Origin of the sequence: Deinococcus metalli (assembly GCF_014201805.1) — a bacterium.
Lineage (GTDB): Bacteria > Deinococcota > Deinococci > Deinococcales > Deinococcaceae > Deinococcus > Deinococcus metalli.
Map to the genome: position 1 here is coordinate 690,184 of NZ_JACHFK010000001.1, position 12,856 is coordinate 703,039.

Genomic DNA, 12,856 nt, shown 5'->3' on the forward strand with positions numbered 1-12,856 from the left:
GGGCGTTGGTTCGACGGAACCTGTGACCGCTGGGACTCACACTCCGGTCAGCGCTTCGAGTTGCGCGCGGAACACGGCCGGGTCACGGGTGGGCAGGTCGCAGGTGCGGTTCACGCACACGTAGCCCAGTCCACCGCCGGGTCGGCCCTCCAGCACCGGCAGGTCGTCCCCGGCCTCCGTGAAGGACAGCGCGACGAAGGGCAGGGGACACGTGGCTGCCACCGTCTCCAGCGCGCGCCGCTCGTTCGCGGTGCCGATGATGGCAACCTCGGCGTGTGGGGCGTTCAGGAAGGCGGCGGCCTGCCACAGCCCGCCGAAGCCTCCGGTCGCGGCGAGCATGTCGCGCGCGAAGGCGTCCACGGTGCGCCGGGCCTTGTCCTCGGCGCCGGGAACCGCGAAGTAGCGGTCCATCCACAGCGCGAGCAGGGCGGCGGCGGCGTTGTCGCTGATCACGGCCGAGTCGAAACCCGGCGCCTGCCGCGCGAGCAGCGGCTCGGCCTGGCCGCCGGACGCCATGAACACGCCGGCCTCGTCGTTCCAGAAGTCGCGCACGGTCACGTCCCACAGCTCGCGCGCCCAGTGCAGGTGCGCGGGGTCGCCGTCCGCCTGGAACAGCGCCACCAGCCCCAGGGCGACCAGGGCGTGGTCTTCCAGCAGACCCTCGACGCGCGATGCGCCGTCCGCCCAGGTGTGGCGCAGGGTGCCGTCCGCGAGGCGCATGTGCTCCCGCAGGAACGCCGCGACGGCGCGCGCCACCTCCGCGTACGTGTCGTCCTGGAGGATGCGCGCCGCGTCCGCGAAGGCGGCGAGGACCAGGCCGTTCCACGACGCGAGCACCTTCGTATCGGTGCCGGGCTGCGGCCGCTGCGTCCGCACGGCGAACATGCGGCCCCTCAGGTCGTCGAGCCGGGCGGCCAGCTCGGCCTCCGGCACGCCCGCCCTGGCCGCGAGGGTGGCGACCGGCACCGCCACGTGCGGCACGCTGCGCCGGCCGTACTCCGGGCGGTGCGGGTCGAGGAAATCCCCCTCGGGACGGATGCCCAGGTGCGTGAGCAGCAGCTCGGCGCCCTCCGGGTCCGGCAGCGCGGCGCGCACCTCGTCCGGTGTCCACGTGAAGGTCAGGCCCTCCACGCCTGCGGTGTCCGCGTCCTGCGCGGAGTAAAAGCCCCCGGCCGGGTCGCGCATCTTGCGCAGCAGATACGCCAGGGTGGAGCGGGCGGCGCGCTCGAAGGCCGCGTCGCCGGTGTGCTGCCACGCGTGCAGCAGCGTGCGCGTGAGCTGAGCGTTGTCGTACAGCATCTTCTCGAAGTGGGGCACCCGCCAGCGCTCGTCCACCGAGTAGCGGTGGAAGCCCCCGCCGAGCTGGTCGTGGAGGCCGCCCGCGAGCATCGCCCGCAGTGTGCCCAGGGCCATGTCGCGCCCATCCGCGCGGGTCAGCAGGAAGTCCAGGGTGGTCGGCGCGGGGAACTTCGGCGCGTGCCCGAAGCCCCCCTGCGCGGCGTCGTACGCCCGGCGCAGTGCGGCCACGGCGCGGTCGGGGCCGTCCGGTGGCAGGGTGCCTTCCGCGGGCGCGGGCCGGCTGGCCTCGCGGATGTGGGCGCTCAGCGCCTGCGCGCTGCCCACGATCTGCTCGCGCTCCTCGGTCCACGCGCGGGTCACGGCCGACATCACCCTCCGGAAGCTCGGCAGGCCGTGTCCGTCGCGCGGCGGAAAGTACGTGCCGGCATGGAAGGGCTCGCCCCCTGGTGTCAGGAAGACCGTCATCGGCCATCCGCCCTGCCCGGTCATGGCCTGGGTGGCCGCCATGTACACCGCGTCCACGTCCGGGCGCTCCTCGCGGTCCACCTTGACGTTCACGAACTGCGCGTTCATCTGCGCGGCCGTGTCCGCGTCCTCGAAGCTCTCGTGGGCCATCACGTGGCACCAGTGGCACGTGGAGTACCCCACCGACAGCAGCACCGGCACGTCCCGATCACGCGCCTCGGCAAAGGCGTCCTCGCCCCACGGGCGCCAGTCCACCGGGTTGTCGGCGTGCTGGCGGAGGTACGGACTGGATTCTCCAGACAGGCGGTTCATAGACGCAGCGTAGCGTCAAGGCCAAAACCCCGCCCCTGGAGAACGTGAACGCAGCCTGGAGTAGACTTCACACCCGCGCCGGGCCTGGAACGCGGCACACTGGAGGGTATGGCCCCGCCCGAGTCTTCTCCCGAGCCGTCAGCACACGACCCCGGTGCCATCCCGAACCCCGTCCGAGTCCGCGCGGGGTTCTCCCTCACCTTCGAGGTCCCGTACCCCACGCCCATGCTGTTCGTGGTGCAGCCCACGGACCGCCCCGCCACGACCGCCACGCGCCAGCGCATCATCGAGCAGCGCATGCTCGGCGCCGCCGAGGGCATCCACACCTACACCGACATGCACGGCAACGTGATCTGGCGCGTGCTGGCGCCCCCCGGCACCTTCACGCTCGGGCACGACCTGATCGCGGAGGTCACGCGGAACCCCGATCCGCAGCTGCACTCGCTGCGCAAGACGCCGGTCGAGGACTTGCCGGACGAGACCATCGCGTACCTGCTGCCCAGCCGCTACGTCGACAGCGACCTGGTCGGTGCCGAGGCGTGGGAGCGCTTCGGGCACATCCAGGGCGGCTGGGCGCAGGTGCAGGCGGTGAGCGACTTCCTGTACAGCGAGTGCGTGTACGGTTATGGCAGCACGTCCGCCACCACCGCGAAGCAGGCCTTCGACAGCAAGCGCGCGGTGTGCCGCGACTTCGCGCACATGGGCGTGGCGTTCTGCCGCGCACTGAACATCCCGGCGCGCTACGTGTGCGGGTACCTGCCGGACATCGACATCGTGCCGGACCCGGTGCCGATGGACTTCCATGCGTGGTTCGAGGTGTTCCTGGACGGCCAGTGGCGCACCTTCGACGCCCGGCACAACAAGCCCCGCGCGGGCCGCGTGCTGATCGCGCAGGGCCGAGACGCGTCCGATGTGGCCTTCACCACCACCTTCGGCAGCGCACGCCTGACGCACATGAAGGTCTGGGCCGACGAGACGACGGCGGCGAACACCCTGGACATCCCGCCGAACCCGCGCATCTTCTGAGGGCGGCCCGGCCCGCGTCGCCGCGCGGTCCCGCTACACTCCGGGCATGAGTTCCCTTTCCCTTCCCCAGGGGTTCCAGGCGGCGGTCATGGCGGCCGGCATCAAACCCAGCGGCAAGACCGACCTGAGCGGCGTGGTGTCCGCCACGACCTGCACGTGGGCCTTCGCGGGCACCCGCTCCACGACCGCCGCCGCGTGCGTGACGCGCAACCGTGACCTGTACGCCGGCGGGCAGGGCGTGCGGGGCCTGGTCGTGAACGCCGGGATCGCCAACGCGGCGACCGGCGCGCGCGGCGCCCACGACAACGAGGATATGGCCGACGCCTTCGGCAGCGTCATGAACGTGGCGGCCGAGCAGGTGCTCACCGCGAGCACCGGGATCATCGGGCACCTGCTGCCGATGGACCGCGTCCTGAGCGGCATCGAGCATCTACCGGACGAGCTGGACGGCGGCGCCGACGCCTTCGCGCACGCGATCATGACCACCGACACCCGCGTGAAGCTGGCACACGCCACGCTGCCGGGCGGCGCGCGCATCGTGGGGACGGCCAAGGGCAGCGGCATGATCCACCCGGACATGGCGACCATGTTCGCCTTCGCATTCACCGACGCCGAGGTGGGGCAGACCGCGCTGCGCGCCGCGTTCCCCGCCATCGTGGCCCGGACCTTCAATGCGGTGACGGTGGACGGCGACACCAGCACGAACGACATGGCCGTGGTGCTGGCGAACGGCGAGGCCGGGCCGGTGGACCTGAAGGTCTTCCTGGAGGCGCTGGAGGGCGTGATGCGTGACCTGGCCCGCCAGATCGCCGCGGACGGCGAGGGCGCCAGCAAGCTGCTCACGGTGCGCGTGACCGGCGCGCGCAGCGAGGCCGAGGCGCTGCTGGCCGCCCGCACGTGCTGCGTGAGCCCGCTGCTCAAGAGTGCTGTGCACGGCAACGACCCGAACTGGGGCCGGGTGATCATGGCGGTCGGCCGCAGCGGCGCCGCCGTGGACATCGAGCGCATGAAGGTCAGCGTGCAGGGCCAGCCGGTCTTCGCAGGCCGTCCGCTGCCCTACGAGGACGCCGCCGTGAGCGCGAGCATGAAGGCCGACGAGGTCGTGTTCGACGTCGATCTGGGCGTGGGCAGCGCACACGGCGAGGCGTGGGGCTGCGACCTGAGCGCCGAGTACGTGAGCATCAACGCGGACTACACGACCTGACCGTCGCCGGGGTGTTCACCGTGCCTTGAGGCCGGACCGTGCCCCCAGGGCGCAGCGCTACCCTGCGCGGATGGCCTCCCTGCCCGTGTCCGCCCTGGCCCGACCGCTCGATCTGCGGTACTCCTCGAACCGGGTCGCGCTGGTCGGCGCCGGCGTGACCCTCGTGCTGGCGCGGCGGCGGGGCCAGTCGTGGGGACGGGCGCTGGACGCTGCGGGCCTCGCCTTCCTGGCGTGGGCGACCGCGCGGGAACTCGACCCGGACCATCCCGTGACCGCCAATGCCGCGCTACCGCTGGGGGCAGTGGCGGGGCTGGCCGGACTGGACACCGCGCTGCCGGGTCTGGGCGCGCTGAGCGGCCTGCGGGTGCTCGCGGGCACCACAGGCGAACCGCCGACAGTGCTGGACCACGCGGCGATGCTCGCGCAGACGGCGCTCACCGCGGCGACGGGCAGCCGTAGCGCGGCGCTGCTGCCGGGACTGGCGGCCTTCGTGGTGCGGCCCACGCCCACGGCGGCCGTGCCGGTGCTGGGCGCATCGGTTCCGGCGTGGTTGGCGCGCTCCGGCCCGACAGGATCGCTGGGGCCGCTCGCCGCCGCGCTGGCTCTCGGCCCGCTGCTGGTCCGGCCCGAGAGGGTGACCAGCGAGTGCGACCGTGCTCCGCGCCAGGTGCGGGATCAGGACGTGCGGCGTGCCCGGATCGCGGCGTTTGCGGCACTGAGCCTGGGCCTCACCCAGCGCCGTGCGGCCGGGCTGGTGCCGCTGGCGTGCGCGGTCCTCAGCGTCGGTGTGCGCCGCCTCCGGCAACCCTGACGCGGCCCGCACCGCCCCCTGGAGGGGGTGGGCCGCACGCGCCGCCCGGGGAACGCTACACTTCCCGGCGATGCCCGCTCCCGACGCGCCCCTTGCCCTGATCGGCTACACCAGCGCGGCGGCCCGCGCCCTGCGCGACCTGGGGGTGGTCGCCGTGTCGGTCCCGCACGACGACCTGGGCGCCGTGATGGACGCGTGCCGCACCCTGCCCTTCAGCGGGGCGCTGGTGCACCCCAGCGTGGAGGGCGCGGCGCTGAGTGTCACCCAGGCCGACGTGGCCGCGCAGCGGGCCGGGCGGGTGGACAGTGTGGCCTTCGCCGGGGGCGTCCACGGCACCTTTGCCCTGGCCGACGCGCTGTCTGACGTGGTCGAGGACAGCGGGTACGCCACGCGCGGCGCGAGCGCGCTGCTGCTGGGCCAGTCGGCGTCGGACCTCGCGCTGGCGCTGCCGCTGACGCGCCTGGGCTTCACCGACATCGGCGTGGTTGCCGAGACCACCCCGGAGGCCGAGGGCGCCGCGCGGCACCTGCCGGCCGGCGTGCGCGCCTACCCGGTCAGCCGCCGGGACCCGTCCGTGGCCGCGCTGGCCGACCGCGCCGACCTGATCGTCCTCACGCGGGGGGCGCTGCCGCCGGGGCTTCTGCACCCGTACCACACCGTGGTCGACCTGACCGGGCACGCGGCGGGCACGGCGGCCGGGAGCGTGCTCGACTTGTCCCGCCTGCCGGCGCAGCGGCTGTGCCGGCAGCTCGACCACGCCACCGGGCACCGCTTCCGCACGGATGACCTGCTGCCGCTGCTGCCGGCGCTGGCATAGGACTCACTCGGCCGGGTGGGCGTCGAGGTCCTCGGCGTGCACGTCGATGGTCGGGTGGCGCTTCTGGAAGCGCACGCTCAGGATGCCGTGCCGGAGCTGCGCCTCGCCGGTCTGCGGCAGCACATCCTGCGGAAAGGTGAAGCTGCGCCGAAACGCCCCGGCCGGGCGGTCGCCGCCGATCAGGCGCGCCAGGGCCGGGCGCTCGCCGCTGACGGTCACGGTGCTGCCCTCCTCCAGCAGTTCCAGGCTGTCGGCGCTCACGCCGGGTATGTCCAGGTGCAGGATCAGGTGGGTGTCCTCGTCGGTCCAGTCGGCCGCCGGAATCCACGGCCCGCCGGACCCGAGGGTCTCGACCTCCTCACGCAGGGTCATGAGCTGCTGCAGTCGCGCGAGTACGGGCTCGTTCATGCCCACCACGCTAGCACCTGCCCGAATTCCATAGAATGCCGCGCGTGCCGTTCGTCCCGATCCTGACCGCGCCGACCGCCGCCGGGAAGAGCGCGCTGGCGGTGGACGCGGCGGCGGCGCTGCCGGCCGGGCGGGTGGAGATCGTGGCGGCGGACGCCTTCACCGTGTACCGCGGCCTGGACCTCGGCACGGCCAAACCCACGGCGGCGGAGCGCCGGGGAGTGCCGCACCACCTGCTCGACGTGGTGGACGTCACCGAGCCGTACGACGTGGCGCGCTTCGTCGCGGAGGCCGAGGCGACCATCGGCGCGGTGCTGGCGCGCGGGAACGTGCCGCTGGTGGTCGGCGGCACCGGCTTCTATCTGCGGGCGCTGTGTCGCGGCCTGCCCACCACGCCGCCGGCCGACGTGCTGGTGCGCGCGGACGTGGAACGTGACCTCGCGGAGCGCGGCCTGGACTCGCTGCTCGCGGAGATCGCGGCGGTGGACCCGGCCGAGGAACGGCGCATGGAGCGCAATCCCCGCCGGGTGGTGCGCGCGGTGGAACTGCTGCGGCGCACCGGCCGTCTGCCCGGCCACTACCCGCTGCGCCCGCCCGCCTTCGCGTACGACGTGATCGCGTATGCCCGGCCCGCCGCTGATGCGGAGGCGCGCATTGCCGCCCGTACGCTGGCCATGCTGCGGGCTGGCTGGCCACAGGAGGCGGCGTGGCTCGCGGCCACCGTCGATCCGGATGCGGCGCCGCATCCGACGGTGTGGCAGGCGCTCGGCTACCGGGACGCCCTGGCCGTGCACCGCGGCCAGCTCGGCAGAGAGGCCGCCGCGGAGCGGATCGCGCTCGCCACCCGGCAGTACGTCAAGCGGCAGGCGACGTTCATCCGCACGCAGCTCGGCGCGCCGCTGGACACGCCGGACGGCGCCGCACGGCGGCTCGCGGCCGTGCTGGCCGCCCTCGCCGGGGCCGTCTAGGGCGCGCGGCAAGCCCGCCCGGAGGTGTTGACCCGGCGTTCACTCCGTCCAGCACGCGGGAAATGACATTCTTCATGTACGTCCGGGGCGGGGATGGCCGGTGCGATCATGAATGGCCTCTAGGGCGGACCTTGCCGAAGGCCAGGGCGCGCACGTTAGAGTGAACGCAAGCACAAATCGCGTTCCGGTGGGTCGCACCATTCACGCACACGCCTATTCTCACTGGGGGGGAACTGATGAAACCACGTGTCCTGGGCATGATTCTTGCGGGCGGGCAGGGGTCCCGGCTCGCGCCGCTCACGCAGAAGCGCAGCAAGCCGGCCGTGCCGTTCGGCAGCAAGTACCGCATCATCGACTTCGCCATCAACAACTTCATCAATTCGGGCGTGTTCAGCATCTACGTGCTCACCCAGTACAAGGCGCAGAGCCTCACCGAGCACATCCAGCGAGGCTGGCGCTTCGGGACCTTCCTCAGCGACTACTTCATCACGCTGGTGCCCGCACAGATGTACCGCTTCGAGGAACTCGGCCCGGTGTGGTACCGCGGCACCGCCGACGCCGTGTACCAGAACATGCATCTGATCGACAACCACGACTCGGACTACGTGGCGATCTTCAGCGGCGACCACATCTACAAGATGAACGTCGAGCACATGCTGCAGCACCACATCGACACCCGCGCCGACCTGACCATCGCCGCGTACCCCATGCCGCAGTCCCAGGCGCACCAGTTCGGGATCATGCACGTGGACGACCGCTGGAAGGTCACGGACTTCCTGGAAAAACCCAAGGACCCGCCCAGCATCCCCGGCCAGCCGGGCATGAGCCTGACCAGCATGGGCAACTACATCTTCTCGCGCCGCGCGCTGGAAGAACTGCTCGAAACGAATATGGCCGGCGGCGAGGAGGGCTTCGACTTCGGCGGCGACGTGATCCCGCGCGCCCTGTCGGACGGCTACACCGTGATCGCCTACGATTACCACCGCAACCCGGTGCCCGGCCAGACCGGCCCGAACACCTACTGGCGCGACGTGGGGACGCTCGACGCGTACTACGCCGCCAACATGGACTTGGTCAGCGTGAATCCCGAGTTCGACCTGTACAACCCGCAGTGGGCGCTGCGCACCAGCAGCGAGTTCAGCCCGCCCGCCAAGTTCGTGCACGAGACCGAGGGCCGCCGCGGCCAGGCCTTCAACTCGATCATGGCCGGGGGCACCATCATCAGCGGCGGCACGGTGCGCGACTCGGTGCTGGGCCGCGCGGTCCGCACGCACTCGTATTCGCTGGTCGAGAGCAGCGTGCTGTTCGACGACGTCGAGGTCGGCCGCAACTCGCACATCCGCAACGCGATCGTCGACAAGAACGTGGTGATTCCGCCGTACACGAAGATCGGCACGGACCTGGAAGAGGACCGCGCGCGCGGCTTCACGATCACCGAGAAGGGCGTGGTCGTGGTGCCGAAGAGCTACTCCTTCTAACTCGGGGGCAGACGGCGGCAGGCAGATGGCCCGAGATCTTCAGGCCGTCTGCCTGCCGCCGGTTTCAGACGGTGTTCACACCAGCACGGGCTCGGTGTAGATGCCGTACACGCCCTTGAGGACGTCCATCTGCTCGCCCAGTGTGGCGTAGGCGTGCGCGCACTCGAGGAAGGCGGGCATGGAGTTCGCGCCCGTCACAGCCGTGTCGCGCAGGGCGCTCAGGGCGGCCTCGACCCGCGCAGGGTCACGTTCGCGGCGCACCTGGGCGAGCCGCGCCTCCTGCACCTTCTCGACCTGCGGGTCGATCAGCTGGATGGGCACCTCGACGGCGTCCTGCACGAAGTCGTTCACGCCCACGACGATCCGCTCGCCGCGCTCGACCTCGCGCTGGTAGCGGTACGCGGCCTCGGCCATCTCCAGCTGGAAGAACCCGGAGTCGATGCCCGCCTCCACGCCGCCCATGGCGCGGATCTGCTCGATGTAGCCCATCGCGGCGGCCTCGATGTCGCTGGTCAGTTTCTCGACGTAGTAGCTGCCGGCCAGCGGATCGACCACGCCGGCCACGCCGGTCTCAAACGCGATGATCTGCTGGGTGCGCAGCGCGATGGTCGCGGCCTCCTCGGTGGGCAGGGCCAGCGCCTCGTCGAAGGCGTCGGTGTGCAGGCTCTGGGTGCCGCCCAGCACCGCCGCGAGTGCCTGGATCGCCACGCGCGCGATGTTGTTCAGCGGCTGCTGGGCGGGCAGCGACACTCCGGCGGTCTGCGAGTGCGTGCGCAGCATCCAGCTGCGCGGGTTCTTCGCGCCGTAGCGGTCACGCATCTGCCGCGCCCAGATGCGGCGGGCGGCGCGGAGCTTGGCGATCTCCTCGAAGAAGTCGTTGTGGATGTCCCAGAAGAACGAGATGCGCGGCGCGAACTCGTCGATGTCCAGGCCGCGCTCCAGCGCCTTCTCCACGTAGTGGAAGCCGTCGGCCAGCGTGAACGCGAGTTCCTGCACGCCGGTCGCGCCGGCCTCGCGGATGTGGTAGCCGCTGACCGAGATGAAGTTCCACTTCGGCACGACCTTCGGGCCCCATTCGAAGGTGTCGATCACCAGCTTCACGCTGGGCGCCGGCGGGTAGATGAACTCCTTCTGCGCGATAAATTCCTTCAGGATGTCGTTCTGGATCGTGCCGCCGACCCGTCCCAGATCCTTGCCCTGCTTCTGCGCGTTGGCGATGTACATGGCCCAGACCGCGTTGGCCGGGCTGTTGATGGTCATGGACGTGGTGACGGCGGTGGGGTCGATACCGCGGAACAGCACCTCCATGTCTGCCAGGGAACTCACCGCCACGCCGCATTTGCCGACCTCGCCGCGGCTGAAGGGATGATCCGAGTCGTAGCCCATCAGGGTCGGGAGGTCGAAGGCGGTGGACAGGCCGGTCTGCCCGGCACCCAGCAGCGCGTGGAAGCGTTCATTCGTCTGCTCGGCGCTGCCGAAGCCGGCGAACATCCGCATGGTCCACAGCTTGCCGCGGTACACGCTGGGCTGCACGCCGCGGGTGTACGGGAACTCGCCGGGGTAACCTAGATCGCGCCCGGCGTCCCAGTCCTTCAGGTCGTCGGCGGTGTAGATCGGCTCCGGCTCTATGTCCGAGAGGTTCTTGAAGGTGTACTTGCGTTCCGGGAACGCCTGGGCGGCCGGGCTGTAGACGCTGCGCATCCACTCGTTCTTGGTCTTCATGCGGTGACCTCCAGCTCCACGGATATGGAGAACAAACGCTCGTTAGGTTGGCGCCAGGATAGCAGTCCGCGCTAGCGCGTGCCGGACTCCGGCGCCGAGTCCTGCTCCGCGGCCTCGCGGCGGGCGTCGGCCACGGCCTGCTCGACGATCTGGGCGCGCACGGTGCGGGCGGCGCGCACCGTGAACAGCATCACCACCCCGGCAAACAGCATCGTGAAGTACAGGTAGCCGCTGGGCACGCCCACCCCGAAGGCCTCGCCCACCAGATTCGAGCCCACCAGCAGCAGGAACGCCGCCGCGAGCAGCTTCAGCGGCGGGTGCGCGTCCAGGTAGGAGCTGATCGGGCCGCTTGCCAGGATCATGATGACCACGGCCAGGATCACGGCCGTGATCATCACCGGCAGCACGCCGCTGACGCCGATGGCCGTGACCACCGAGTCGAGGCTGAATACGATGTCGATCAGCGGGATCTGCACGATCACGCCCAGCAGCGACGCCTCGCCCACCTGCGTGTCCTGCGTGCCCAGGGGATCGGCCGCCATACGCGACAGTTCCTGCGTGCTCTTGACCATCAGGAACAGCCCACCCGCAACCAGCACGATGTCGTGCACGCTGATATCCCGCCCGAGCACCGTGAACAGCGGATCGGACAGCCGGGTCAGCCACGAGATGCCGGTCAGCAGCGCCACCCGCGTGATCACCGCCAGCCCCAGCCCGAGGGTGCGGGCCAGCGCCCGCTGGTCGCGGGGCAGACGCGACGCGAGCAGGGTGATGAACACGATGTTGTCGATGCCCAGCACCAGTTCCAGCAGCGTCAGACTCAGGACACCCACCCACCCGGCCGGGGTGCTCAGCACGTGCAGGAAGTCGGCCATCCGCCCACGGTAGGGCATGGCCGCCCGGTTTCACCAGCCGTCCGGATGAAGGCGGCGCGGCCGTGGGCACCACCCCGCCACCGGGGGGAGCGTGACTCCGGGTCAGTCCGTACACTGCGGGTCTCATGACAGTCACACCTCCCGGTGGGCCGGTCGGCATCCTTCTCCCTGCGTTCCCCTCGGTGCGCGCGTGACGCGGCCGTCCGTGCACGTGCAGGTCATCAACCTGCAACCCGTGGCGCTCACGGTGATCGGCGTGCTCCTGCTCCTGCTGTTCTTCAGCCAGGTCGCGCCGTCGCTGCTGGCGATTACGCTGGCGATCATCCTCGCCACCGCCCTGAACCCGCTGGCCCGCTTCCTGGAGCGCTGGATGCCCAGGGCGGCGGCCGGCACCCTGACGGTCCTGCTGGTCGTGGCCGCGCTGTTCGGCCTCGCGTACGTGGCGGTGCCGCCGGTGGTGAAACAGCTCAGCGGCCTGAACTCCGGCGCGCCGCTGGACCTCGGGCACATCGAGCAGTCGGTCAACGCGTGGCTCGACCGGCACCCGGAGGTGGACAGCGTCGTGCCGGACGGGGCCACGTCCCAGCTCAGCCAGCAGGTCGGCGCCCTGACGCGCAAGGTGACCGGCATGCTGCCCAGCGTGCTCGCCCTGGTCGCCGGGGGCCTGGCGACCGCGCTGGTGACGCTGGTGATGGTCGTGTTCGTGCTCGGCAACCCCGTGCCGCTGGTCAACGGCTTCCTGGGGGCGGTGCCGCCCACGTACCGGCTGCGGGCCGCGCGGGCGCTCGCGCAGGTGCTCAAGCAGGTGGGCGCGTGGGGCCGCGCGACGCTGCTGATCATGGCAACGACCGGCAGCATCACGGCAGCCGGGTTCTACCTGTTGGGCGTGCACAACTGGCTGGTGTTCGGCATCCTGGCCGCGCTGGGCGAACTCGTCCCGACCATCGGGCCGATCGTGGCGACCCTGCCGCCGGTGCTGTTCACGCTGGCCGAGGACCCGCACAAGGCCCTGCTGGTGCTGGCGTTCGTGCTGGTGTTCCAGCAGCTCGAGGGCTTCGTGCTCGCGCCCTTCCTGGTCGGCGGGGCGGGCGGGCTGCACCCGCTGTCGGTCACGGTGGGGGTGGTGCTGTTCGGCGGGGTGTTCGGCCTGACCGGCGCGTTCCTGACGGTGCCGTTCCTCATCGTGATCAAGGCGCTGTACCAGCACTTCTACCTGTGCGACGCGCCGGACATCCCGGACGCGGTCGCCATGGCCCTGATCAGCGGCGTGGTCGAGGACCAGCTGGGCCGCGAGGACGAGGCCCGGCTGGAGGCGCAGCGGGCCGAGATAGAGGCGCGCGACGCGGCCCTCGCTGATCAGCTGGAGCGCGGCGAACTCGACCTGGAAGCCGCGCTGGAACCGCCTGCAGAGGGTGGCAGCGCCCTGCCCCGGCCATAACGCGCCGCGATCTGATAGCATTTATGTTTGGGT

At 71.2% G+C, this 12,856-nt stretch carries 11 protein-coding genes; 7 read left to right on the forward strand and 4 right to left on the reverse strand.

The genetic code is table 11. The annotated features are described in order from the left end of the window. Positions 1–36 precede the first annotated feature (36 nt). A complete protein-coding gene (locus HNQ07_RS03380) occupies positions 37–2,076 on the reverse strand; it encodes a thioredoxin domain-containing protein (protein WP_184109459.1) in 2,040 nt (679 codons plus the stop codon). A 108-nt stretch (positions 2,077–2,184) separates the two neighbouring features. Here HNQ07_RS03380 and HNQ07_RS03385 point away from each other — a divergent pair, with 108 nt between their 5' ends. The 4 genes from HNQ07_RS03385 to HNQ07_RS03400 all read left to right on the forward strand — a co-directional run bounded on the left by HNQ07_RS03385 (position 2,185) and on the right by HNQ07_RS03400 (position 5,934). Continuing rightward, positions 2,185–3,102: a transglutaminase-like domain-containing protein gene (locus tag HNQ07_RS03385; protein ID WP_184109460.1), complete on the forward strand. Its 918-nt coding sequence runs from the start codon at positions 2,185–2,187 to the stop codon at positions 3,100–3,102. A gap of 46 nt (positions 3,103–3,148) precedes the next feature. Continuing rightward, a complete protein-coding gene (gene argJ, locus HNQ07_RS03390; protein ID WP_184109461.1) occupies positions 3,149–4,306 on the forward strand; it encodes a bifunctional glutamate N-acetyltransferase/amino-acid acetyltransferase ArgJ in 1,158 nt (385 codons plus the stop codon). Between the two features lie 70 nt (positions 4,307–4,376). Continuing rightward, positions 4,377–5,117, forward strand: a complete 741-nt coding sequence (locus tag HNQ07_RS03395; protein WP_184109462.1) for a hypothetical protein — start codon at positions 4,377–4,379, stop codon at positions 5,115–5,117. A 70-nt stretch (positions 5,118–5,187) separates the two neighbouring features. Further along, entirely contained in the window at positions 5,188–5,934 is a 747-nt protein-coding gene (locus tag HNQ07_RS03400) for a shikimate dehydrogenase (RefSeq protein WP_184109463.1), read from the forward strand. Positions 5,935–5,937: 3 nt separating this feature from the next. On the opposite strand, the gene HNQ07_RS03405 is transcribed toward HNQ07_RS03400, so the two are convergent. Next, entirely contained in the window at positions 5,938–6,342 is a 405-nt protein-coding gene (locus HNQ07_RS03405; protein ID WP_184109464.1) for an Hsp20/alpha crystallin family protein, read from the reverse strand. 44 nt (positions 6,343–6,386) lie between these two features. On the opposite strand from HNQ07_RS03405, the gene miaA reads away from it, so the two are divergent. Next, on the forward strand, positions 6,387–7,310 hold the full coding sequence (miaA, locus tag HNQ07_RS03410; RefSeq protein ID WP_373297930.1) for a tRNA (adenosine(37)-N6)-dimethylallyltransferase MiaA: 924 nt from the start codon (positions 6,387–6,389) through the stop codon (positions 7,308–7,310). Positions 7,311–7,546: 236 nt separating this feature from the next. After that, entirely contained in the window at positions 7,547–8,788 is a 1,242-nt protein-coding gene (glgC, locus tag HNQ07_RS03415; protein ID WP_184109466.1) for a glucose-1-phosphate adenylyltransferase, read from the forward strand. Between the two features lie 75 nt (positions 8,789–8,863). Here the strand turns inward: glgC and HNQ07_RS03420 are convergent, their stop codons facing one another. Then, entirely contained in the window at positions 8,864–10,510 is a 1,647-nt protein-coding gene (locus tag HNQ07_RS03420; RefSeq protein WP_184109467.1) for a methylmalonyl-CoA mutase family protein, read from the reverse strand. A gap of 71 nt (positions 10,511–10,581) precedes the next feature. Further along, positions 10,582–11,385 carry a TerC family protein gene (locus HNQ07_RS03425; protein WP_229831753.1) on the reverse strand — a complete coding sequence of 268 codons (804 nt, stop codon included), beginning with the start codon at positions 11,383–11,385 and terminating at the stop codon, positions 10,582–10,584. Between the two features lie 190 nt (positions 11,386–11,575). Between HNQ07_RS03425 and HNQ07_RS03430 the strand changes: the two genes are divergently transcribed. Next, complete coding sequence (locus HNQ07_RS03430) at positions 11,576–12,823, forward strand: AI-2E family transporter (protein WP_184109469.1); 1,248 nt, start codon at positions 11,576–11,578, stop codon at positions 12,821–12,823. The last annotated feature ends 33 nt before the right edge of the window (positions 12,824–12,856 follow it).

What these genes read in the sequence shown, in the direction of transcription:
- HNQ07_RS03425 (WP_229831753.1), bottom strand. Translation starts at nt 11,385, where the DNA reads ATGGCCGACTTCCTGCACGTGCTGAGCACCCCGGCCGGGTGGGTGGGT.
- HNQ07_RS03400 (WP_184109463.1), top strand. Translation starts at nt 5,188, where the DNA reads ATGCCCGCTCCCGACGCGCCCCTTGCCCTGATCGGCTACACCAGCGCG.
- argJ (WP_184109461.1), top strand. Translation starts at nt 3,149, where the DNA reads ATGAGTTCCCTTTCCCTTCCCCAGGGGTTCCAGGCGGCGGTCATGGCG.
- HNQ07_RS03380 (WP_184109459.1), bottom strand. Translation starts at nt 2,076, where the DNA reads ATGAACCGCCTGTCTGGAGAATCCAGTCCGTACCTCCGCCAGCACGCC.
- glgC (WP_184109466.1), top strand. Translation starts at nt 7,547, where the DNA reads ATGAAACCACGTGTCCTGGGCATGATTCTTGCGGGCGGGCAGGGGTCC.
- HNQ07_RS03405 (WP_184109464.1), bottom strand. Translation starts at nt 6,342, where the DNA reads ATGAACGAGCCCGTACTCGCGCGACTGCAGCAGCTCATGACCCTGCGT.
- HNQ07_RS03420 (WP_184109467.1), bottom strand. Translation starts at nt 10,510, where the DNA reads ATGAAGACCAAGAACGAGTGGATGCGCAGCGTCTACAGCCCGGCCGCC.
- HNQ07_RS03395 (WP_184109462.1), top strand. Translation starts at nt 4,377, where the DNA reads ATGGCCTCCCTGCCCGTGTCCGCCCTGGCCCGACCGCTCGATCTGCGG.
- HNQ07_RS03385 (WP_184109460.1), top strand. Translation starts at nt 2,185, where the DNA reads ATGGCCCCGCCCGAGTCTTCTCCCGAGCCGTCAGCACACGACCCCGGT.